At 65.1% G+C, this 22,262-nt stretch carries 22 protein-coding genes and 3 tRNA genes; 2 read left to right on the top strand and 23 right to left on the bottom strand.

Features of this window, described 5'->3' with window-relative positions:
* Positions 1 to 81 precede the first annotated feature (81 nt).
* Positions 82 to 2,244: an MMPL family transporter gene (locus tag MLGJGCBP_RS24255; protein WP_160098662.1), complete on the top strand. Its 2,163-nt coding sequence runs from the start codon at positions 82 to 84 to the stop codon at positions 2,242 to 2,244.
* Positions 2,245 to 2,353: 109 nt separating this feature from the next.
* On the opposite strand, the gene MLGJGCBP_RS24250 is transcribed toward MLGJGCBP_RS24255, so the two are convergent.
* From MLGJGCBP_RS24250 to rplJ, 13 genes are all read right to left on the bottom strand, one after another.
* Positions 2,354 to 3,295, bottom strand: coding sequence for a hypothetical protein (locus tag MLGJGCBP_RS24250; protein WP_160098660.1), 942 nt, complete (start codon positions 3,293 to 3,295; stop codon positions 2,354 to 2,356).
* A gap of 79 nt (positions 3,296 to 3,374) precedes the next feature.
* On the bottom strand, positions 3,375 to 3,962 hold the full coding sequence (locus MLGJGCBP_RS24245) for a hypothetical protein (RefSeq protein ID WP_087557051.1): 588 nt from the start codon (positions 3,960 to 3,962) through the stop codon (positions 3,375 to 3,377).
* Positions 3,963 to 4,096: 134 nt separating this feature from the next.
* A complete protein-coding gene (locus MLGJGCBP_RS24240) occupies positions 4,097 to 5,344 on the bottom strand; it encodes an MCE family protein (protein ID WP_160098658.1) in 1,248 nt (415 codons plus the stop codon).
* The gene (locus tag MLGJGCBP_RS24235; protein WP_087557049.1) at positions 5,341 to 6,627 is read right to left on the bottom strand and encodes an MCE family protein; all 1,287 of its coding nucleotides are present in this window, start codon (positions 6,625 to 6,627) and stop codon (positions 5,341 to 5,343) included. The genes MLGJGCBP_RS24240 and MLGJGCBP_RS24235 overlap by 4 nt, the downstream gene beginning before the upstream one ends.
* Positions 6,624 to 7,880 (bottom strand): MCE family protein, encoded by a 1,257-nt coding sequence (locus MLGJGCBP_RS24230; protein ID WP_087557048.1) that lies wholly within the window; start codon positions 7,878 to 7,880, stop codon positions 6,624 to 6,626. Before MLGJGCBP_RS24230 ends, MLGJGCBP_RS24235 begins: the two co-directional genes overlap by 4 nt.
* The gene (locus MLGJGCBP_RS24225; RefSeq protein ID WP_160098656.1) at positions 7,880 to 8,875 is read right to left on the bottom strand and encodes an MCE family protein; all 996 of its coding nucleotides are present in this window, start codon (positions 8,873 to 8,875) and stop codon (positions 7,880 to 7,882) included. The genes MLGJGCBP_RS24230 and MLGJGCBP_RS24225 overlap by 1 nt, the downstream gene beginning before the upstream one ends.
* On the bottom strand, positions 8,872 to 9,951 hold the full coding sequence (locus tag MLGJGCBP_RS24220; RefSeq protein ID WP_087557046.1) for an MCE family protein: 1,080 nt from the start codon (positions 9,949 to 9,951) through the stop codon (positions 8,872 to 8,874). Before MLGJGCBP_RS24220 ends, MLGJGCBP_RS24225 begins: the two co-directional genes overlap by 4 nt.
* Positions 9,948 to 11,306, bottom strand: a complete 1,359-nt coding sequence (locus MLGJGCBP_RS24215; protein ID WP_087557045.1) for an MCE family protein — start codon at positions 11,304 to 11,306, stop codon at positions 9,948 to 9,950. The genes MLGJGCBP_RS24220 and MLGJGCBP_RS24215 overlap by 4 nt, the downstream gene beginning before the upstream one ends.
* Positions 11,303 to 12,163, bottom strand: a complete 861-nt coding sequence (locus MLGJGCBP_RS24210) for an MlaE family ABC transporter permease (RefSeq protein ID WP_025433123.1) — start codon at positions 12,161 to 12,163, stop codon at positions 11,303 to 11,305. Before MLGJGCBP_RS24210 ends, MLGJGCBP_RS24215 begins: the two co-directional genes overlap by 4 nt.
* A 4-nt stretch (positions 12,164 to 12,167) precedes the next feature.
* Positions 12,168 to 12,962, bottom strand: a complete 795-nt coding sequence (locus MLGJGCBP_RS24205; RefSeq protein ID WP_005252107.1) for an MlaE family ABC transporter permease — start codon at positions 12,960 to 12,962, stop codon at positions 12,168 to 12,170.
* A 9-nt stretch (positions 12,963 to 12,971) separates the two neighbouring features.
* The gene (locus MLGJGCBP_RS24200) at positions 12,972 to 14,066 is read right to left on the bottom strand and encodes an ABC transporter ATP-binding protein (protein WP_160098654.1); all 1,095 of its coding nucleotides are present in this window, start codon (positions 14,064 to 14,066) and stop codon (positions 12,972 to 12,974) included.
* Between the two features lie 303 nt (positions 14,067 to 14,369).
* Entirely contained in the window at positions 14,370 to 14,756 is a 387-nt protein-coding gene (gene rplL, locus MLGJGCBP_RS24195) for a 50S ribosomal protein L7/L12 (protein ID WP_005252104.1), read from the bottom strand.
* 78 nt (positions 14,757 to 14,834) lie between these two features.
* On the bottom strand, positions 14,835 to 15,395 hold the full coding sequence (gene rplJ / locus MLGJGCBP_RS24190) for a 50S ribosomal protein L10 (RefSeq protein ID WP_087561602.1): 561 nt from the start codon (positions 15,393 to 15,395) through the stop codon (positions 14,835 to 14,837).
* A gap of 463 nt (positions 15,396 to 15,858) precedes the next feature.
* Here rplJ and MLGJGCBP_RS24185 point away from each other — a divergent pair, with 463 nt between their 5' ends.
* Entirely contained in the window at positions 15,859 to 17,478 is a 1,620-nt protein-coding gene (locus MLGJGCBP_RS24185; protein ID WP_160098652.1) for an MFS transporter, read from the top strand.
* A gap of 65 nt (positions 17,479 to 17,543) precedes the next feature.
* On the opposite strand, the gene rplA is transcribed toward MLGJGCBP_RS24185, so the two are convergent.
* The 10 genes from rplA to MLGJGCBP_RS24135 all read right to left on the bottom strand — a co-directional run bounded on the left by rplA (position 17,544) and on the right by MLGJGCBP_RS24135 (position 22,059).
* Positions 17,544 to 18,260: a 50S ribosomal protein L1 gene (gene rplA / locus MLGJGCBP_RS24180; RefSeq protein ID WP_087561603.1), complete on the bottom strand. Its 717-nt coding sequence runs from the start codon at positions 18,258 to 18,260 to the stop codon at positions 17,544 to 17,546.
* A 155-nt stretch (positions 18,261 to 18,415) separates the two neighbouring features.
* Positions 18,416 to 18,850 carry a 50S ribosomal protein L11 gene (gene rplK / locus MLGJGCBP_RS24175; RefSeq protein WP_005252095.1) on the bottom strand — a complete coding sequence of 145 codons (435 nt, stop codon included), beginning with the start codon at positions 18,848 to 18,850 and terminating at the stop codon, positions 18,416 to 18,418.
* Between the two features lie 59 nt (positions 18,851 to 18,909).
* Positions 18,910 to 19,776: a transcription termination/antitermination protein NusG gene (gene nusG / locus MLGJGCBP_RS24170; RefSeq protein ID WP_160098650.1), complete on the bottom strand. Its 867-nt coding sequence runs from the start codon at positions 19,774 to 19,776 to the stop codon at positions 18,910 to 18,912.
* Positions 19,777 to 19,834: 58 nt separating this feature from the next.
* Positions 19,835 to 20,287, bottom strand: a complete 453-nt coding sequence (gene secE / locus MLGJGCBP_RS24165; RefSeq protein WP_072940020.1) for a preprotein translocase subunit SecE — start codon at positions 20,285 to 20,287, stop codon at positions 19,835 to 19,837.
* 31 nt (positions 20,288 to 20,318) lie between these two features.
* A tRNA-Trp gene (locus MLGJGCBP_RS24160) sits at positions 20,319 to 20,391 on the bottom strand.
* A gap of 184 nt (positions 20,392 to 20,575) precedes the next feature.
* Positions 20,576 to 21,001 carry a (3R)-hydroxyacyl-ACP dehydratase subunit HadB gene (gene hadB / locus MLGJGCBP_RS24155; protein WP_005252091.1) on the bottom strand — a complete coding sequence of 142 codons (426 nt, stop codon included), beginning with the start codon at positions 20,999 to 21,001 and terminating at the stop codon, positions 20,576 to 20,578.
* Positions 20,988 to 21,551 (bottom strand): (3R)-hydroxyacyl-ACP dehydratase subunit HadA, encoded by a 564-nt coding sequence (gene hadA / locus MLGJGCBP_RS24150; protein ID WP_043824409.1) that lies wholly within the window; start codon positions 21,549 to 21,551, stop codon positions 20,988 to 20,990. Before hadA ends, hadB begins: the two co-directional genes overlap by 14 nt.
* Positions 21,552 to 21,639: 88 nt before the next feature.
* Positions 21,640 to 21,807, bottom strand: a complete 168-nt coding sequence (gene rpmG, locus MLGJGCBP_RS24145) for a 50S ribosomal protein L33 (protein WP_005252089.1) — start codon at positions 21,805 to 21,807, stop codon at positions 21,640 to 21,642.
* A gap of 61 nt (positions 21,808 to 21,868) precedes the next feature.
* Positions 21,869 to 21,941 (bottom strand) — tRNA-Met (locus MLGJGCBP_RS24140).
* A gap of 45 nt (positions 21,942 to 21,986) precedes the next feature.
* A tRNA-Thr gene (locus tag MLGJGCBP_RS24135) sits at positions 21,987 to 22,059 on the bottom strand.
* Between the last annotated feature and the right edge of the window lie 203 nt (positions 22,060 to 22,262).

The following is a 22,262-nucleotide window of genomic DNA, read 5'->3' as shown; positions in this document are numbered from 1 at the left end:
CGGCGCCCCTTCCCAGCTGCGCACGGGCGGTGAACAATATGCCCACGCGATCGCCGTCGATTTCTCGAGGGAAGCAGAGCCGTGACGCGCTGGAGTTCGTTCGTCGTCGCCCGACCGAAGCTGGTTCTCACCGCCACGGTGCTGCTGGTGCTGCTCGGCGGGGCGTGGGGTTCGGGGGTGTTCGACCGGCTCAGCCTCGGCGGGTACACCGACCCGGGCAGCGAGTCCGCGCGTGTCGAGCGCCTGATCGAGGGGGCGTTCGGCAGGCAGACCCCCGATCTGGCGGTGACCTACCACGCGCGCCCGGGTTCGACGATCGACGATCTCGGGCCCGAAGTGGCCGCCCACCTCGCGCGCATCGACCCCGGCGTGCTCGCCGTCACTCCCCTGTCGTACTGGTCCGCGCCGCCGCAGGCAAAGGAGTTCCTGCGGTCCACCGACGGCACCGAGGGACTTGTGGTGATGTCGCTGAGCGGCGACGAGAACAGTCGAATCTCCGCGTACCACGACCTCCGGCCGCTGCTCGTCATCGACGGCACGGACGCGGAGTTCAGCGGTTTCAGCGCGGCCGCCAACGCCTTCAACGAGGTGTCCGAGAGCGACCTGCTGCGGGCCGAGGCGGTGTCGTTCCCGATCCTGCTGCTCCTGCTCCTCGTCATCTTCGGCGGCCTCGTCGGCGCGGCCGTACCGCTGTGCGTCGGCGGTCTCGCGATCCTCGGCGCCCTCGGTGCCCTGCGGGTGATCTCGTACTTCACCGAGGTCAGCGCATTCTCGGTGAACATCGCGAGTCTCGTCGGACTGGGCATGTCGATCGACTACGGACTGTTCGTGGTGACCCGGTTCCGTGAGGAGCTGCGGTCCGGCGCCGCCACCGACGACGCCGTCCGCCGGACGCTCGCCACCGCCGGCCGGACCGTGGGGTTCTCCGCACTCCTCCTGGTGTGCGGTTTCGTAGGCATGCTCGTGTTTCCCCAGGCCATCGTCCGGTCCTTCGCCTACGGCGGGATGGCGGCCATCGCGATCGCAGCGGTGCTGACGCTGTCGGCACTGCCCGCCGCCCTCGCCCTGCTCGGGCCGCGCATCAACTCGCTGACCTGGAGACGGGGAGTGGTCGAACGCGGCGAGGACCGGGCACACCGGTTCTGGGGCGGTGTCGCCGAACGGGTGATGCGGCGGCCCGTCCCGATCGCGACCGGGATCGTCGCGGGACTGCTCGTACTCGCCGCACCCCTGGCAGGCGCGTCGCTGGGTGATCTCGATCACACGGGGCTGCCGGTGGGACACCCCCTCCGGGTCGCCGTCGACGATCTCGCCACAGATTTTCCGCTCGCCAACAACGGGGCGACGCTCGTGCTGCAGGGCAGCGACGGCAAGGCGCCGCCGCCGGCCGCCACGGCAGAGTTCTTCGCCGCGACGGCTGCGGTCGACGGCGTCCAACGGGTGGTCCCGGTCGGCGCCACCGACACGTTCGTCGCCATCCGGGCGGTCTTCGACGACGCGGACCGGACGGCGGGGGCGATGGCGACGGCCGCCACCCTGCGCGACCTCCCCACCCCGGAAGGCACCGAGAAGATGCTGGGTGGGTTGAACGCCCTGACCGCCGACGGACTGGACGCGATGGGCGCCCGGTTGCCGTGGATGATCGGGATCATGGTGGCCGTCACCTTCGTGCTGATGCTGCTCGCGTTCCGGTCCGTGGTGCTCCCCCTGAAGGCGATCGCCATGGCCACCCTCAGCCTCGCCGCCTCGTTCGGTGTGCTCACGTGGATCTTCGAGGACGGTCACGGCGCGGATTTCCTCGGCGTGACGCCGGGGCCCCTGCCCGCGACGATGGTGGTCCTCATCATCGCGGTGGTGTTCGGACTCTCCACCGACTACGAGATCTTCCTCATGTCCCGGATGGTCGAAGCCCACGACGCGGGCGCGTCGACCGAGGAGGCCGTGCGGATCGGCACGGCGCACACGGGGCGCATCGTGACGGCCGCCGCCGCGCTGCTGATCGTCGTCACCGGAGCGTTCACACTCTCGGAACTGACGATGATGCGGTTCATCGGTCTCGGCATGATCGTCGCGCTGATCATCGACGCCACCGTCATCCGCATGATGCTGGTGCCCGCACTGGTGAAGTTGATGGGCGAGGCCAACTGGTGGGCGCCGGGATTCCTCGCACGGAAGCCGGCCGGGCCCGGACCGTCGGACAGTTCGAAACCGTCACCACAGCAAGAGATTCCCATTCAAACGTGAAAACGATCCCTTTTCAGGGATCGATTCACTCTGCCGGAGAACTCAATTCAGGCGTGCCGCCGGCCGGCCGGTCGAATCTCGTTCCGCTTCACTCTTTTCCGGGAGCCGATCACCCTTCACTGTCGGAGATGTCGGACAGCACCCATTTGCCGTCGATCTTCTCCATCTTGATCGACAGCGGCGTGGCGGCGCTGCCCTGAGCGACGGCGTCACCCGTCGCGCTGACATTCATGTGCGCGAGGAGTTCTGCGCGGTCGCCGTCGAGCACCGTGACCCCGATGTCGGTGACGGACGCCTGGGTGGCCGTCTTGGTCTGGATGGCAGCCTGCTTGGTGATGTCGGCGGTCGAGTCGAACTCTTGCCGCTTGGCGTCATTGAGGTAGCCGCGCGCCTTGTCGAAGTCCTGATCGATCGTCTCGTAGCTGTAGGTGTACAGCGTCTCGATCGCCTCGGTGCCCGCCTTGGTCACCTCGGCGGTTGCTCCCGCGTCGACCCACGCGGTGTTCGTGATGTCCGCTCCGGGCTTGAACGCCGCGACCACCGCGAACACACCGAGCACCACCGCGACGGCTCCGAGGATCCCGACGAGCTTCCAGGTGATGCGACCGGTCCCGCTGCCGGCGGCGGGCGCAGCCTCGGCGACAGCGGGCGCCTGTTGCTTGCTGATGCGCGGTTGAAGGTTCGGGACCTTCGCCTTCCCCGCCGACGCAGCCTTCGCCGTCGACACGCTCTTGGCCATGGACACGGTCGTGTCCGTGTCGGCAGTTTTGGTCGTCTCGGGAGCCTTCGCGGTGTCTGTGGAGACCGCGGCGGCCGCGGTCGCCACCGCGGTCGTCTCGGCCTTCTCGACCGGTTCCACCTTCTTCGCGAAATCCGGCGTTTTCGCCGTGTCCGGCTTCTTCACCGGTTCCGCCTTCTTCACCGTGTCCGGCTTGTCGACCGGGGTGTCCGATCGGGGAGGCTTCGGCGTTGCCTGACGGGTCCCCGCCACGCGCGGACGCCTGCCCTTTGCAGCGCTGTCCGGCACGTTGTTTCGGCGCTTGGGGGACATAGTTCACCACTTTCTCATTGCACGACGAACTGTCGTCGAGGTGGACACCGCAGCAGCACGCCGCCGCGGCACATCAGGACTACTGTCCGCCGCTGTCGCCCTCGGGGGCGGGCGCCTGCTCGGCCGGCGCCGGTTCGGCGGGGGCCGGGGCGGGGGCCGCGCCGTCGGCGGGCACCGGACCGCTCTCGAGCGGAATACGTCCGCCCACCGGTTCGACCGACGAGGCCTTCCAGACCCCGTCCACATCCTGGACATCCATCCGCATCGTCACCTTGGCCTTGTCGAAGCGGTCCGGCCACGTGGTGGTGACGGCCACGACGACCAGCGCCTTCGCGGTGCCGTCGTCCGTGTTCAGTTCCGTGAGCGTGCCCTGGATCAGTTCGGCCTTGCTCGCCGCACCCGATTGGCGCATCTGGTCGGTGAACCCGTCCATCGTCGCCTGGAGGTCCTGGTTCATCTTGTCGCCCGTGATCGACGACTTCATGTTCTCGAAGGATCCGTCGAGGTCCGCGGAATCGACCGAGTTGAGGTTGATCGCGGCCTGCTGGGCGCCCGTCAACGCGGAATCGCGTGCGTCGGCGATCGGCTTGTCCACGAAGAGCGCTCGCGCCCACCCGAAGCCGAACCATCCGGCTGCGACAACCGCGATCACCACCAGTGCGGTCACCGCAGCAAACGAGGCCTTCAGAGTTCTGTCCTTCCCCGGAGCCGATTGTCCCGACTCCGGGGGCGTGGTAATTCGCGTCACACCAATACCCTACTGATTGTTTTCTTCAACTCGCCCTCGGCCGGAACCGAATGCTACTTGGGAGTAACCCCGAGGAGCGGCGCGAGCTGCGTTGCGATGGGATTCAAGTTGAGAGTGTCAGGCATGACCTTCGGCTTGAAATCCCACGGCTGGATCGTGTCCGGATCGGCGAACACGATGCGGTCTGCACTTCGCACACCCGTCACGCTTCCCTGGGGAGCGTCGCAATTGGCCTTCGTGTTGAACGGGAAGTCCTGCTGGGTGTCGTCGAAGTTCGGGTCCTGCCGCTTCATCTCGGCCAGGATCTCCTGCGTCCCTTCGTAACCGAGTGTGCACGACGGCGGATTGTTGGTTTCCAGGACGATGCCCTGATGCACCGTGCCGTCGCCGGGGGCCACGGTCGACGCGGACGCCGCGATGGCGGGCAGGAACATCAGGATCGGCCGCAGCGCGATCGCCTGCGGAGCCAGCTTATCCCCGACCGCGGCGAGATTCGTCAGGTCGGTGGTGAGACTCGGGCCGATCTGGTTCACCAGCAGACCGACCTCGTCGCTCGCCGGAATTCCCTTGTCGATGATCGCCCGGAGATCGGGGTCGCTGGTCCGCAGCTGTGCCGCGACCGCGTCGAGGTCCGAACTGAACTGGACGATCGCGGACGACTGATCGGACTGCGTCGCGAGCACCGTCTGACTGTCCCGGACGAGCGCCAGCGTCTGGGGCAGGACGTCGAGTCCGTCCTTCGTCAGCGTCGACAGCGAATCCGCGAGTGTCTGCAGATCCTCACCCTTGCCGTTGAACGCGGTTCCCAGCTGGGTCACGACGGTGCGCAGCGAATCGACCGGAACCGACCGGACCAGACCGTCGGTGGCCATCAGCACCTGCTCCACCGGAACGGGTGTCGACGTGTCGGCCTCGACGATCACGGAGCCGTTTTCGAGGTACGGTCCCTGGTCGCTGTCTGGCTGAAGGTCCACGTACTGCTCACCGATCGCGGACCGGTTGGCGACGACGGCCTTGGCCGACGCCGGGATGTCCGGCCCGCCCGAGGAGATCTTCAACTGGACGTTGATGCCGTCCGCGGTCAGCGAGAGGTCGCCGACGCGGCCGACGGGAACTCCGCGGTACGTGACCTCGGCGTTGGTGAAGATGCCGCCGGAGTCCTTGAACTGCGCGTTTACGTCGAACTCACCGAACCCGAGCAGATTGTCGAGGCGGACGTACTTGGCGCCGACGTAGACCAGCCCGAGCATCGCCACGATGGCGAACGCGACGAGCTGGATCCTGACCAGTCGTGACCTCACTGTCCACCCCCGATTCCGAACTGCTCCAGCAGTCCCCCGAGCGGGTTCTGCGGCGGCGGTGCCGCGCCGTTCCCTGCGCCACCGTTGCCGGCGGGCGCGGTGCCGGGGAGCCCCGGGATCCGCAGGCCGGTCGGGGCGGGGACGATCGGCGGAATCGGCAGCAGGGACACCGTCGGCCACCCCGGCTTCGGACCGTTGCCGTTGTAGTACGGGTTCGACGGATCGACGATCGGCTTGGGCTCACCGAACTTCGGCGGCACGTACACCGGGTCGCCTTGTCCGACGCCGAGTGCGCTCAGCGCATCGCCGATCTGCAGGTCGACCGAGAGGAACAGGTTGACCGATCCGCCGAGCGCGATCTTCTCGACGCCGTCCGGGAACGGGACGGTGGGAATGAACGCGAGCGAATTGGGCAGGTTGTCGCCCGAATCGGCGAGTGCCTTCAGAGTCGGCCGCAGCGCGAGGAGATCCGCGATCAGGTTGTCCTTCGACCGGTTGATCACGTCGGTGCCGACGGTGCCGAGCCGGTCCAATTGGGTGAGCATCTGGGTGAGCTGCGGGCGCTGCTCGTTGAGCACTTCCGCCGCGATCGGCAACTCGTCGAGGATCAGTCCGATCTTCTCGTTCTGTTCGTCCACGCGCGTCGTCAGCGCGTCGAGACCGTCCAGGGCGCGGGTGATGTCGTCGCGCTGCTGGTTGAGACCGTCGATGAGCGTATTCGTCTGCTCCAGAAGACTCCGGACCCGATCCTCACGCCCATCGAGGGCGGTTGTCAGTTCGTGCACGATCGGCTGCAACTGGCCGACGCCGCCGCCGTTGAGCAGCAGCGACAGCGCGCCGAGAACCTGCTCGATCTCCGTGGCGTGACGGGTGCGATCCAGGGGGATCGTGTCGCCGTCCTCGAGCCGCGCGGGATCCTTGTCCTCCGGCGGCTGGGACAGCTGGACGAACTTCTCACCGAGCAGGTTCGTCTGCTCGATGGCGGCGACCGCGTTGGCAGCGAGATCGACCGACGAGTCGAGAACGACCTCCACGTCCGCCGTCCAGCCGTCCGGTGCCACCTTGATCGTTTCGACCCGGCCCACCGGGACACCGTCGACCTTGACCGCGGACTGCGGGACGAGGTCGAGGACGTCGTCGAACTGGATCGTCAGATGCATGGGGTGGTCGCCGACATCGGGACCGCCAGGCAGCGGAACCCCGTAGATCCCCTCCGACGAGCAGGACGTCACTGCGATGGCGACGGCGCACGCACCGGCGCCGAGGATTACCGACCGCTTCATTCGCCCCCACCTCCCGTTGCGCCTTCGAATCGCGGCGACACGACACCGGGCACCGTGCCGGGTGTGACCGTCCGCTGAATGTTGTCTGCACTCATGATTCCGAACGGAAGCACGAGCGACGGAGACTTCGCCGATTGCGTGATCTGCGACGTGATATTGGAGCAGTTGTCGATCAGCGGCTGCATCTGACGTCCGAGCTGCTCGAATCGCGGATCGCCGGGAACCAGCTTGCCGAGGTCGATCAACTTGCAGGCGACGCCGGCCGGGTCCTGCAGGTCCGGGAACGCCAGGCGCGAGGCCAGGTTTCCGGATTCCGCGTCGTAGGAATTGGCCAGGTTGCTGATCGCCAGGGGCAGAAGGGTCAGCGAGTTGACCAGTGACTCCCGGTTGTCCGCAAGGGTCTGCGTCACCGGAACCAGATTGTCCACGTTCTCGGCGAGGATCTCGCGGTTGTCGGCCACGAACTTCGAGACGTCGCCGAGGGCGATCGCCAGCTGGTTCAGGGCGGCACCGAGGTTCTCCCGCTCCCCCGCCAGGAATCCGGACAGGTCGGAGAGTTGCGAGTTGAAGTCGCGGACCTGCTGATCGTTGGCCGCCAGCGCGCCCACGAAGACCTGGAGGTTCTTGACGGTGTCGAAGAGGTCGCCGCGACTCTCGTTGAGAGTGCGGGCAGCGTCGGACAGCTGGGTGATGCTCTGCCCCAGCGCTTCACCGTTGCCGTCGAGGTTGGCGGCGCCGGTCTCGACGAACTGCGACAGAGCGCCGTCCTTGTTCGCCCCGTTCGGGCCGAGCGCGGTGGAGAGTTCCTCGATGCTCGCGTACAACTGGTCGACCTCGACGGGGGTCGCGGTGCGGTCCCGGGAGATCACCGCGCCGCTCGCCATCCTCTCGCCGCCCGTATAGGCGGGCGCGAGCTGGATGTAGCGGTCGGACACCACGGACGGCGTGACCTGCGCGGCTTTCGCGTCGGCGGGAATGTCGACGCCGCGATCGACGCGCATGTCGACCTTCACCTGATCGCCCAGCGGCTCGACACCGTCGACCGATCCGACCTTCACACCGAGGACCCGCACATCCGAGCCTTCGTAGATACCCACCGACTTGTCGAAGTACGCGGTGATCTTGGTGGTGCCCGCGCGGGTGAACACCCACCACAGGGCGCCGGCGATCACCAGCGCGACGATGACGATTCCCGCGATGAGGGCGACCCCGCCGCGTCCTCCGCGGTCGGCTCCGTTGTCGACGTCTGCCATCAGTTACCCCCCAACGTGCGGACGGGTTCGCGCGGACCGGGAATGTCGGGCAGCCCCGGCGGCAGGAGGTTCACCACGACCTGGTCGAACCAGCGACCGTTGCCGACCACGTTCGTGTACAGGCGGACGAACGGCTCGTACAGTTTCATCGCCTTGTCCAGGTTCTCGTTGTTGGCCTTCAGGATCTCGACGACACCGTTGAGCTGTTCGAGCGCGGGACCGATGGCGGCCTCGTTGTCGCGCACGAGTCCGGTCAATTGCTGCGACAGCCGCTGAGTTCCGGTGAGCAGCTTGGAAATCGACTGCTGCCGGCTGTTGAGTTCGCCGAGCAGCAGACCGGCGTCGCTGATCAATCGGTTGAACTCGGCGTTGCGGTCGGCGAGGACCTTGGTGGTCTTGCCGGTCGCGTCGAACAGTTTCTGCAGTTCCTGATCGCGGGTGGCGATGGTCTGCGACAGCCTGCTGACACCGTCCAGGGACGCGCGGATCTCCGTGGGTGTCCCCTCGAACGCCTGCGAGAGCGTCACCATGCTCTGTGCGAGCTGATCGGAGTCGATGTCACCCACCGTCTGCGCGGCGGCCGAGAACGCCTCGATCACGTCGTACGGAGACGTGGTGCGGTCCAACGGGATCGTGTCACTCGGGTTCAACGTGTCCGAGCCGCGGGGGTCGAGGGCCAAATACTTCTGGCCCAGGATCGTCTTGATCTGGATGGACGCGGACGTTTCGTTGCCGACCCACGCATCCGACACCTTGAAGGCGACGTCCACGTGGTCGCCGTCGAGTTCGACGGACGTGACCTTGCCGACTTTCACGCCCGCGATCCGCACCTCGTTGGAGGGCTTGAGACCGGCCGCCTCCGTGAACTGGGCGTGGTAGGTCGACCCGGCGCCGATGAACGGCAGCGAATCGAGGAAGAAAGCCGACAGGGTGGCCAGCAGCACCACGAGGATGCCGAGGGCGCCGGCCACTGCCGGGCTGCGACGTCTGCTCATCGTGTCTGCAACTCCTGTAGGCCGTCCTGCGTGCACCGTTTCGCCGAGTTCGTATAGATCGGCTGGTTGACGGTGGGCAAGCCCGTGGGCAGGTTCAGTTGGGGCGCGGTACCTGGTCCTGCGACGATGTCGACTCCACAGAGGTAGAACTGGAACCAGGATCCGTAACTGGCTGCCCGGCCGAGCTTCTCGAGCTTCACCGGGAGCGTCTGGAGAACGCTGTTGACCGTGTCGGAGTTTCGGTTCAGCGTCGTCGCCAGCGTGTTCAGCGACGTGATGGATTCCTGGATGGACGGTCGGGTGGGTTCGAGCAGATCGGCTGTCGCGTCGGTGAGTCCCGCGAGCGACGTCACCGCCGAACCGACGGTTCCTCGCTCGTTCGCCAAGCCCGTGACGAGTTGCTGGGTGTTGACGATCAGCGAATCGAGTTGATCGTCACGCTGATTCACCGTGGCCAGCACGGAGTTGAGGTTGTTGATCACCGCACCGATCACGCGATCCTTGTCGGCGACGGTGTTGGTGAGGCTTGCCGTGTTCTTGACGAGTTCCGTGATGGTTCCCGACTCACCCTGGAACACCTGGATGATCTGGTACGACAGCTTGTTGACGTCCTCGGCGCTGAGGGTCTGGAACAGCGGGCGGAAGCCGTCGAACAGGGTGGTGAGGTTGACGGCAGGCTTGGTCCGTTCCATCGGAATGGTGTCGCCGCCGTTCATCTTCATGCCCTGCTGGCCCTCGCCCTGTTCGAGCGCGATGTAGCGCTGCCCCACGAGGTTCCGGAAGCGGATGGTCGCGGTGGTGCTGGCGGGCAGCCAGTCCCGTTCTGCCACGGTGAACTGGACTTCCGCCTCACGGTCGTCGTGGATCGCGATCTTTTCGACCTGCCCCACGCGCACACCGGCGATTCGGACCTCGTCGCCCTCGTTGAGCGAGGTGACGTCCGAGAAGATCGCGTTGTACTTGGTGCCACCGCCGCCACCGAGGTTGGCGATGGTGGCGGCCAGCAGACCGGTCGCCAGGATGGTGACCACGGCGAACACGATCAGCTTGACCAATGGTGCGGTCAGGCCCCTCACTTGAAGCTCACCTCAGTCCCCCTCATGGTCGGCGCGCCGACGAGTGTCGTCCAACTCGGCACGTCCTCCGGTGCCATGCCCCCGGCCTCGCCGTAGACGACGTCCAACGTGTCCTGTTCCATCTTCGAACCCGCGTAGCTTGCGGGCGTGACCTGGGCTCCGTACCCGGGGACCTGGTCGGGGACGCCGGCGGGCGCCGGGAAGAAGTCGATGGTCGACGGTCCGGGATTCCTCGAAGGCACCTGGTAGGCACCGTCGTTGTAGGACGAGCCGCCCGGGTACTGCGGGAACTTCCCACCGGGTGCGGTGACGTTGTCGTAGCAAGCCGGTCCGCGGTTGTCGAGCAGGCGCGGCTCGTCCTGGTTGGGCACGTAGCGGCCCTTCGGGTTGACGAACTGCACGCTGGCACGCACGCCCGGGTACGGATCGTCCGGCGCCAGTAGTTCACGGGCAACGGGAGCGGACTTCGCGAAGCCCGCGAACGTGCACTCGAAGCTCGGCGAGTAGCGGCCGAGAATCTGCAGCGCCTCACGTGAATCGGCGGCGATGCTGACGATCGACTCGGCGTTGGTCTGCAGGAGATCCGCGGTGCTCGACGCGGTTGCGGTCAGCGACACGAGCAGCGTGGAGATCTCATTCTGCTTCTCCACCACGGTGTTTCCGGTGGTCCGCAGGTTGTCGAGGGCGTTGACCAGATCGGGCGCCGCCTCGGAGTACGTCTGCGAGAAGTCCGCCAGGCCGCGCAGATCCTCCTGGATGGCGGGAAGTTCGGTGTTCAGCCCACCGAAGATCTCCTCGAGACGGTCGAGCGTCAGCCCGAGTTCGGCGCCGCGGCCGCTCAGACCCTGGGACAGCGCGCCGAGCGTGTTCGCCAGGTCCTGCGGCGGAATGGCCTGCAGGAGCGGCAGCAGACCGTCCAGCACCTCGCCGACCTCGACGGCGTTGCCGCTCTTGTCCTGGCGCAGCGTGTCACCGGCCTGGATCGGCGGAGCCGTATCGCCCTCCGGGACGATCAGCGACACATAGCGTTCACCGAACAGCGTCTTGGGCAGCAGCCGTGCCGTCGCGTTGGACGGGATCAGCGGTGCCTTGTCGGGCTGGATCGCGAGAGCGAGCGTGACCTCACCTTCCTGGGAGGATGCCGAGCGCACCTCGCCGACGATCAGGCCACGGACCTTCACGTCAGCATTGGGCGGCAGGGCGTTTCCTGCGGTATCGGTGAGGAGATCGATCTTGACGACCTTGGTGAAGGTCTTGTTGAACATGCCGATGGTAAAGGCCAGGAACAGCGCGAGGACGAGGAAGAACACCAACCCCAGCACCCGTCGTCCCACAACAGATGTCGTGTTGCTCATCCGGCCACCCTCACTGTGGTCGTCGTGCCCCAGATGGCGAGGCTCAGGAAGAAGTCGAGAACGGCGATGGTGACGATCGCGGTGCGGACCGCCCGGCCCACGGCCACACCCACACCGGCGGGACCACCCGACGCGTGATAGCCGTAGTAGCAATGGATCAGGATCAGCACGAACGCGAAGATCAGCACTTTCGCGAACGAGTAGAGGACGTCCTGCGGTGGCAGGAACAGGTTGAAGTAGTGGTCGTACGACCCGGTCGACTGGCCGTTGAACACGGTGCTGATGATGCGGGAGGCGAGATAGGCCGCGAGCAGACCGACGATGTACAGCGGGATGACGGCGACGAATCCCGCGATCATGCGGGTGGTGACGAGGAACGGCACACTCGGCACCGCCATGACCTCGAGCGCGTCGATCTCCTCCGAGATCCGCATGGCGCCGAGCTGCGCGGTGAAACCACAGCCGACGGTGGCCGAGAGTGCGAGTGCCGCAACGATCGGCGCGATCTCACGGGTGTTGACATAGGCGGACAGGAAGCCGGTGAGGACCGAGCTGCCCAGCTGCTCGAGCGCGGCGAAACCCTGCAGTCCGACGACGACGCCGGTGAAGCCGGACATCATCGCGATGACGCCGATGGTGCCGCCGATGACGGCGAGCGCGCCGCTGCCGAAGGTGACCTCGGCGAGCAGCCGGAGCACCTCCTTGCGGTAGTGCACGAGAGTGTGGGGTGACCAGGCGATTGCCCTGGCGTAGAACGACATCTGCTCGCCGGCCCGGTCGAGCACGTTGAGCGGCGCACGACCGACCCGGCGTGCTGCCATCAGCGTCCGGTCACCGCGTCCCTTGGCGATTGTCATCGGATCACGATCCCTTCGCCGGAACGATCTGGAGGTACACCATGGTCAGGATCAGGTTCGCGAAGAACAACAGCAGGAACGTGATCACCACCGACTGGTTCACCGCGTCACCGACGCCCTTGGGTCCGCCCTTCGGATGGAGCCCCTTGTATGCGGCGATGACACCGGCGATGACACCGAAGACGGCCGCCTTGAGCTCGCCGACCCAGATGTCGGGAAGCTGCGCGAAGGCCGAGAACGATGCCAGGTACGCACCGGGATTACCCCCTTGGAGAATGACGTTGAAGAAGTAGCCACCCGCGATGCCGACGACGGACACCAGGCCGTTGAGCAGGATCGCGACGAGCACCATGGCGAGCACCCGGGGCACGACGAGCCGCTGAATCGGGTTGATGCCCAGCACTTCCATGGCGTCGATCTCTTCGCGGATCGTCCGCGCACCGAGATCCGCCGTAACAGCCGAGCCCGCAGCTCCGGCCACCAGTAGTGCCGTCACCAGCGGGGAACCCTGCTGGATGACGGCGAGCACGCTGGCCGCTCCCGTGAACGACTCTGCACCGAGCTGTTTGATGAGCGATCCGGTCTGCAGTGACACCACTGCGCCGAACGGAATCGCGACCATGGCCGTGGGCAGGATCGTGACGCTGGCGATGAACCAGGCCTGTTCGATGAACTCGCGGAATTGGAACGGCCGTTTGAACGTGTTTCGTGCGACGTCGACGAAGAGCTCGACGATGTTTCCGGCCTGCGTCAGCGCACCGTTGACCGGCCGCAAGACCGAGCTGCGGGTAACCCCCATCCGATATGCCTACCCTTGCCCGTGAGTGGTGTTTTCGTATCCTTCGCCCCGGTATGCGGGGATGACCTGTGTGTCTTCCTGGCTGTATGCGTAGTCGTAACCGCCGCCGCCGTTTCCGCCGGAGGTCTCGTCGAGGCTTTCCTGGATCGCGATCTGGGCGTTCTCCGGCAACGTGTGCATGATGTGCCGGACCCGTTCCTGACGGCGGGCCACGGCCTGCCGGAACGGCATCCCCGGCGTCGCCTTCATCTGCGGAACGATGCCCTCTACGTCGTCGACACCACCAGCATGGTGCCCGGCGTCGACCATCGCCTGCTCCTGCGCCATCTGCGCCTCGTCCTTCTCCTCCGACATCCCGATCGGACCGATCATCGTGCCGCCCAGGAACTGCTTGACCACCGGCTCCTCACTGGTCAGCAGCACCTCCCGCGGACCGAACATCACCAGATGGCGGCGGAACAACATCCCGATGTTGTCCGGCACCGTGCGGGCGAGGTTGATGTTGTGCGACACGATCAGAATCGTCGCATCGATCTCCGCGTTGATATCGATCAACGTCTGCGAAATGTAGGTGGTGCGCACCGGATCCAGACCCGAGTCCGGCTCGTCGACGAGAATGATCTGCGGATCCAGCACCAGCGCCCGCGCCAGCCCGGCACGCTTGCGCATACCGCCGGAAATCTCGCCGGGCAGCTTGTCCTCGGCCCCGAGCAGGCCGACGAGTTCCATCTTCTCCATCACGATCTTGCGGATCTCGGACTCGGACTTCTTGGTGTGCTCGCGCAACGGGAACGCCACGTTGTCGAACAGGTTCATCGACCCGAACAACGCACCGTCCTGGAACAGCACCCCGAACAGCTTCCGGATCTCGTACAGCTCCTTCGAGGAGCACTCCAGAATGTTGGTGCCGTCGATCACGATCGACCCCTGCTCCGGACGGAGCAGACCGATCAGCGACTTCAGGAACACCGACTTACCCGTGCCCGACGGCCCGAGCAACGCACTGACCTCACCGGCCGGAAGGGTCAGCGTGACGTCCTGCCAGATCCTCTGCGAGCCGAAGGACTTGGTCAGTCCCTCGACGGATACCTCGACTCCCACCATTACCTCCGCGACCGTTCGATGCACTCACCCCGTGTGGGTTGGGTCACTCTATCGCATCGACGTGTTACCTGTGACAAGGGATGCTACTCATGAGTAAGGAAGCATGCCAACTGCGGGTCCCACTATGCAAAACAACGCGTCTGAACTGGGATAACGGTAGCGAAATTTTTGATCGCGCGTCCAGCTTTCGGCCAGGAATCTCGACACTCCGAAGCCCCCCGAGGACGCAAAAAGAGGGCCACTCCCCACGGATGGGGAGTGGCCCTCTTCGTCTGCTCGGTGAGCAGCGCGGGTGAGACCGTCTTACTTGACGGTGATCTTCGCGCCGGCAGCCTCGAGCTTCTCCTTGGCGGCGTCGGCCGCGTCCTTGGCAACCTTCTCCAGGATGGCCTTCGGAGCACCCTCGACGAGGTCCTTGGCTTCCTTCAGGCCGAGGCCGGAAACGACCTCACGGACGACCTTGATGACCTGGATCTTCTTGTCGCCGGCCGACTCGAGGACGACGTCGAACTCGTCCTGCTCTTCAGCAGCCTCGGCGGCAGCCGGTGCTCCGCCTGCAGCGGCAACGGCGACCGGGGCAGCGGCGGTGACCTCGAAGGTCTCCTCGAATGCCTTCACGAACTCCGAGAGCTCGAGGAGGGTGAGCTCCTTGAACTGGTCCAACAACTCTTCGGTGCTGAGCTTCGCCATTGTGGCGGTCCTTCCTGTAAGTCCCATGTCGCTGATCCGCGACCGGGCGGGGTTATAGCAGTGATGCGCGGGTGCGGATCAGCTTTCGGCTGCAGCCTCGGCGGGAGCTTCGGCAGCTCCGCCTTCTGCGGCCTTCTTTTCCTGCAGAGCAGCGGCCAGACGGGCCACCTGCGAAGCAGGAGCGTTGAACAGGCCTGCGGCCTTTGCCAAGTTGCCCTTCATCGCGCCGGCAAGCTTGGCCAACAGGATCTCGCGGGACTCGAGGTCCGCGATCTTGTTGACCTCGTCCACGGACAGCGCAGCGCCGTCCATGTAGCCGCCCTTGATGACGAGCGCCTTGTTGTCCTTAGCGAAGTTCTTCAGAGCCTTCGCAGCATCGACGGGCTCGCCCTTGATGAATGCAATGGCGGTCGGACCGACGAAAAGGTCATCAAGGCCCTCGACGCCCGCCTCAGCAGCGGCACGCTTGACCAGGGTGTTCTTGGCGACGGAGTAGGTGGCACCTTCTCCGAGAGCGCGTCGCAGTGTCGTGATGTTGCCCACCGTCAGACCACGGTATTCCGTGATCACAGCAGCGGTCGAACCCTTGAACTGCTCGGTGATCTCCGCAACTGCGGAAACCTTCTCAGGCTTTGCCATACTTCGCCTCCTCTCATGACAGTCGTTATCCCACTTCGGAACCGCTGCGCACCGCCGGGTATCCCGGAGCACACAATCCACGACATGCAAAACGCCCCGGTGCAGGGCACACGGGGCGTGAAAGGAAGCCATTCGGCGAGGGCGCGAGCCCACGACCGATACGCATCCCCCTACCTCGTCCTCCTGCGTGGGCCGCCGGACATTCCCGGACTTTCAATCACACCCTTGCGGGAGCGATCACCAACGGTCTTGGGTAGAACATGATTTGGGGTGAAGCTCGAATAGTGCATCGAACTCCGCAGGACAGATTACGGCATGTCCTGCTCAACCGCCAAATCGCGGCCGGACCCAAGCGTCGGGCCGTGAACGGCATCACTTCCGGTGCGGAGCTGTGACCCATCAGACCGAGGCTGTGGACAATTACCTGTTACGTCACGTAACAGATATGAGTTAGCTTTTTCTCATGACAATCCTCGAAGCCCGAGCCCTCGTGGCCGGGTCCCGGACGCGCCGCTTCCTCGCGCTCGCCGTGATCTGCCTGGCCGAACTGCTGGTGGTGCTCGACAACACCATCGTCAACGTCGCCCTCCCCTCGATCGGCGTCGAACTCCGCACCAGCGTCAGCGGCCTGCAATGGGTCGTCGACGCCTACACATTGACGTTCGCCGGCCTGCTCCTGGCGTGCGGCAACCTCGGCGACCGCTACGGGCGGCGCCGCGTCATGATCATCGGCCTGATCGGCGTCGCCATCATGTCGATCGCCGGCGCCAACGCCGAGAGTCTGGGTCAGGTCATCGCGGCCCGCGCCGCGATGGGTGTCTTCGCCGCCGCGGTCTTCCCCGCGACCCTCGCCCTCGTCATCAACATCTTCACCGACGTGCGGGAACGAGCGCTGGCCATCGCCGCCTGGACCGCGATGGCCGGCTTTGCGATCGCCATCGGCCCGATGGCCGGTGGGTGGCTGCTCGAGCACTTCAGCTGGCACTCCGTCTTCTGGATCAATGTGCCGATCGCCGTAGTGGCGGCGATTGCAACGCTCATGCTGGTGCCGGAATCACGTGCCTCCGTCATTGGGCGCATGGACCTACTCGGCATCGCCGCCTCGATCACCGGCATCACCGTCCTCGTGTGGGCGATCATCGAAGCCCCACACAACGGGTGGACGTCGACTGTCACGGTTGGCGCCGTCGCCGTGTCGATCGCGGTGCTGACCGGATTCGTCCTCTGGGAGTTGCGTACCGAACACCCCATCCTCGACCTACGGCTGTTCCGCAACCGGCGCTTCTCCCTGCCCGCCCTGGCCATCGCCATCGGGTACTTCTCGATGTTCGGCTTCCTGTTCCTCATTACGCAGTACTTCCAGGGTGTCCGCGAGTACACGCCGCTCGAGTTCGGTGTCGCGTCGCTGCCGTTCGCGGTGTCGGTGGCGGTCGGCGCCCCGGTCGCCACACTGCTGGCGCAGCGGATCGGGACGACCCCGGTGATCGTGTTCGGTCTTCTCCTGACCGGGGTCGGCCTATACCTCGGGGGTCAGGTTGCCGTCGACAGCAGTTACCTGACGGACGTGCTCCCGTCGATGGTGTCGATGGCACTGGGCCTGGCCATCGTGCAGGGGCCGGCAACCGAGTCGATCATGGCGTCGCTCCCCCTCGACGAGGCCGGAGCGGGGTCGGCCGTGAACGACACGACCAGGGAAATCGGAGGAACGCTCGGGGTCGCCGTGCTCGGATCGATCGTCGCGTCGTACTACGCGACGACGATGAGTCCGCTGCTCGACCGCATTCCGGCCACATTGATGAACGACGACGAGAAGGGCTTCGCCCGCGCCACGGTCCTGAGTGTGCTCGAGATCCGCAAGCGCGAGATCCCGCCGTTCCTCGAGCAGCAGCGTGAGAATCTCATTTTCACCATGAAGACGACGGTCCTGCAGGGTTCGCACACCGCGTCGCTCGTCGCGGCAGGCGCCGTGGTGGTCTGCGCGGTCGTCGTCGCGATCTTCATGCCCTGGGCGCCGGCCCACACGGATTCCGTGATGCTGGCATGGCGGAAGAAGACCGAACCGGGCACCGTCGACAAGGACTGAACCCGAAAAAGCAGTTCGGCCGGTACGGAAGATTTCCGTACCGGCCGAACTGTGTGTAGCGAGACTTACGCGTCGGCTTCCTCGAGAAGGTTGCGGGTGCGGTTCGGGTCCACCGGGATGCCCGGGCCGGTGGTGGTCGAAACGGTGACCTTCTTGACGTAGCGGCCCTTCGCGGAGGACGGCTTCGCACGCAGGATCTCGTCCAGCGCGGCGCCGTAGTTCTCCACCAGCTTGGCGTCGTCGAACGATGCCTTGCCGATCACGAAGTGCAGGTTGGCCTGCTTGTCGACGCGGAAGTTGATCTTTCCGCCCTTGATGTCCGCGACGGCCTTCGTGACATCAGCCGTCACGGTGCCGGTCTTCGGGTTCGGCATCAGGCCACGCGGTCCGAGGACGCGGGCGATGCGGCCGACCTTGGCCATCTGATCGGGAGTCGCGATGGCGGCGTCGAAATCGAGCCATCCGCCCTGGATCCGCTCGATGAGGTCCTCGGCGCCGACGGCGTCGGCTCCAGCTGCCTCGGCCTCGGCGGCCTTTTCGCCGACTGCGAACACGATGACGCGGGCGGTCTTACCGGTGCCGTGCGGCAGGTTGACCGTGCCGCGGACCATCTGGTCCGCCTTGCGGGGGTCGACGCCCAGACGAACTGCAACCTCGACGGTCGCGTCCATCTTGCTCGACGACGTCTCCTTCGCCAGCTTCGCAGCCTGCAGCGGGCTGTACAGCTTGTCGAAGTCGATCTTCTCAGCGGCGGCGAGATACGCCTTGCTGCGCTTTGCCATTTCTTCTGTCCTAACTTCTCACCGCAGTGTGTGTCTCGTCTGCGGTGGTGAATGGTTCAGTAGTGGTCTGGGCCTGGCCGGCCCTCCCACGCTTTCTTCGACGGCGGTGCCGCCGATCGATCGCGACGGCGGTGCCGTCAGTCGATCTGGCTGACTCAGCCGTCGACCGTGATACCCATCGAGCGTGCGGTGCCGGCGATGATCTTCGCGGCCTGCTCGATGTCGTTCGCGTTGAGGTCTTCCTGCTTGGTCTTCGCGATTTCGCGCACCTGATCCATGGTCACGGAAGCGACCTTGGTCTTGTGCGGCTCGCCGGAGCCCTTCTGCACGCCTGCAGCCTTGAGCAGCAGCTTGGCAGCCGGAGGGGTCTTCAGCTTGAAATCGAAGGTCCGGTCTTCGTAGACCGAGATCTCGACCGGCACCACGTTGCCGCGCTGGGACTCAGTCGCCGCGTTGTAGGCCTTGCAGAACTCCATGATGTTCACGCCGTGCTGACCAAGCGCGGGACCCACGGGCGGTGCAGGGTTAGCCTGACCGGCCTGGATCTGAAGCTTGATGAGCCCTGCGAGCTTCTTCTTCTTGGGGGGCATCTCGATTTCCTAATTCTTGCTGGGTGTGTTTCTTGCTACTGCAGTGCAAGTATGTGGCGCTAGATCTTCGCGACCTGCGTGAAGGACAACTCGACCGGGGTCTCGCGACCGAAGATCGAGACCAGGACCTTGAGCTTCTGCTGTTCGGCGTTGACCTCGCTGATGCTGGCGGGCAGCGTGGCGAACGGGCCGTCCATGACGGTGACCGACTCGCCGACCTCGAAGTCGACCTCGATGAGCGGCTTCGCGAAGCTTTCTCCGCCGGTCTCACCGGCCGCAACGGTTGCCGCGGCAGCCTGCTTCTTCTGCTCCTGCTGCGGGAGCAGGAACTTGATCACCTCGTTGAGGGTCAGCGGGGACGGACGCGAAGTCGCACCGACGAACCCGGTGACACCGGGCGTGTTGCGCACGGCTCCCCAGGACTCGTCGTTGAGTTCCATGCGGACCAGGATGTAGCCGGGCAGAACCTTGCGGTTGACCTGCTTGCGCTGTCCGTTCTTGATCTCGGTGACCTCTTCGGTGGGAACTTCCACCTGGAAGATGTAGTCGCCGACGTCGAGGTTCTGGACACGGGTCTCGAGGTTGGCCTTGACCTTGTTCTCGTAGCCCGCGTAGGAGTGAATGACGTACCAGTCACCGGGTGCGCGACGCAGAGCGGCCTTCAGTTCCGCAACGGGATCCTCGGGCTCTTCAGCGGCAGCAGCCTCTTCGCCGTCAACAGCCTCGTCGGCGTCGACAGCCTCTTCGGCAGGCGCCTCGTCCTCGATGATCTCGTCGGCCGGGGCTTCGTCGGCGACGTCGTCACCGAAGATTTCCGCGGCTTCGGTGCCCTCGTCGGCAGCCTCGACATCCACTTCGGCTGCCGCCTCGGCAGAAACACGCTCTTCGGCCAAGGCCTCATTCGTGTCGTTCTCGGGGGTGCTCACTGGGGCACTCGCTTCCTCTCGTCACTCACATACTTCGGATCCACCGGGGCGGATTCCGTCAACCGAACAACCAGGTGACGCCTTTGATGACCGCCAGATCCAACACGCCGATGAACGTCACCATGAACACCACGAATGCCAGGACGACGCTGGTGTAGGTGATCATCTGCTTGCGATTGGGCCAGATGACCTTGCGCAGCTCGGCGATGACCTCGCGGAAGAACCGGCGCAGGCGCTTGAAGATGTTTTCCTTGCGCGGCTTGTCGGCGCGATCCTTTTTCGCCGGCTTGACCTTGGTCGTCGTGTCCGACTTCGACTGTTCCGGTGCCTTCACGGAACTCGCGGCGACCTCGGTGCCTGCCGGAGAGCGACGGCCCTGGCGCTTACCGCTGGGCTTTCCCGAGGGAGTGGCGGAACGCGTGGTGGTGGCGTCGGCCGCGGTGTCGTCGGCACCGTCCGGGCGCGTAGACCCTGAAGTGTCGCCGTCGCGCTTGGCGCGCTCCTCGCTCACGTCGTTCCTCTCAGTCGCTGGCATCCGGGGGCAGGGGCGACAGGACTTGAACCTGCAACCTGCGGTTTTGGAGACCGCTGCTCTGCCAGTTGAGCTACGCCCCTTTGGTCGGGAGACCTGGTCCGAATCTAGCCTCGGACCAATTCTTGACCGACCTCTCTGTGATTACATGACACGCGCGCCACCCTTGCCGGCCGTACAGCACCGTAGGGCAGCGCGCAGCGCTGAGTAATCCCAGAAATCTCAGTGTACTTCAAAGCCCCGGAACAAACCCAATCCACCCGGCTGTCAGGCCAGACGGACCGTTGCGGTGGCGCGACCGAAGATCTTCTTTCCCTCGGAGCGCGCCACGATCGCGACTACTGCTGTCTTGCTTTCCTCGTCGAGCGACTTCACCTTACCGGTGTACTCGACCTGCGCGGCCTCGTCCTCGCGGACGTAGACCGAGCTCGTGAAACGAACGTTGTATTCCTTGACCGCACCCGGATCGCCGAGCCACGACGTGACGAAACCGCCGCCGAGACCCATAGTGAGCATTCCGTGCGCGATCACATTGTCGAGACCGGCGAGCTTGACGACCTCGTCGCTCCAGTGGATCGGGTTCGGATCGCCGGACACGCCCGCGTAGTTGACCAGGTCGCCACGCGTGAGCTTCACGATGCGCTCGGGAAGTTCCTCACCCACCGAGACGTCCTCGAACTTACGAAGCGCCATGCATGATCACGTCCTTGACTGCGTGAGCGATGTTCTCGTCGACCTCGCCACCGGTGCGCGCGACAAGCGTCGTCCACGTGGTCTGGACGAGTTCGTCGTACTGATCGGTGACGATGTTCTTGGTGACGATGATGTCGCTGCCACCCATCTGCCGGAACGACTCCAGGTAGACGTCGCAGACCAGCCGGTCGCCGACCTTGATCGGCTTGTGGAACTCGAGCCGCTGGTCGGTCTGGAGGATCTGGCTCGGGTCGTAGCCGGTGACGATCTCCTTGAAGAGGCGTCCCTGGGCGATGATGCCGACGAGCGAGATGAACGTCAGAGGAGCGAGGAGACCGTCGTAGCCGAGGCCCTTGGCGGCTTCCTCGTCGTGGTGAGCGGGGTGCCAGTCCTGCACGGCACGCGCGTACTCGCGCACCTTCTCGCGTCCGACCTCGTAGAAATCGTCGACGCGGTAGTGGTGCCCGACCATCGCCAGTGCGTGCGCGGCAGGATCAGCAGGAACAGCCGCGGGCACGTATGCCTCTGTCTCTGTCACAGTGTCAGTCACGCGAAAGAACCTCTTCTACCCTTGACGTCAGCGCGTGAGGGCAGCCTAGAGGACTCCCTTCGCGAACGCAGTCCTTGTCCGGACCGTGTTACTTGGACTCGCGATGCGACTGGTGAGTTCCGCAGTTCGGGCAGAACTTCTTGATCTCCAGGCGATCGGGGTCGTTACGCCGATTCTTCTTGGTGATGTAGTTGCGGTGCTTGCATACCTCGCAGGCCAAAGTGATCTTGGGCCGAACGTCAGTCGAGGAGGCCACGGGATGCCTTCTTTCGGGTGAATCTGATTACGAACAATCAGGGTGGATCATGCATATTGTGTAGCGGTGACCGGACTTGAACCGGCGACGCAACGATTATGAGTCGTTTGCTCTACCAACTGAGCTACACCGCCTCGGTGTCGAGTGTCGCGCACCAGGCGCTCCACTTCAATCCAGCGAGCCCCCTAACGGAATCGAACCGTTGACCTTTTCCTTACCATGGAAACGCTCTGCCGACTGAGCTAAGGGGGCGTGCTTCGCTCGCACATCGCTGCGCGCTGAAGCCTTGACGAGATTACACAGAAGTTCCGACCAGAAACAAATTGGCTGGTCAGCGGCTTTCGTACGCCGCTGCACCCGACACTACGCGTCTCCGGCCCGCTCCGGGCCGGGTCGGCAGGCCGGCGCCGGCCTCCCCCACGAACGACAGAACCCCGGTGAGCTGTCGCTCACCG

This window comes from Rhodococcus sp. T7, assembly GCF_009872365.1.
In the GTDB taxonomy this organism is placed as follows: domain Bacteria; phylum Actinomycetota; class Actinomycetes; order Mycobacteriales; family Mycobacteriaceae; genus Rhodococcus_F.
This window is presented reverse-complemented; position numbering and strand designations above follow the sequence as displayed.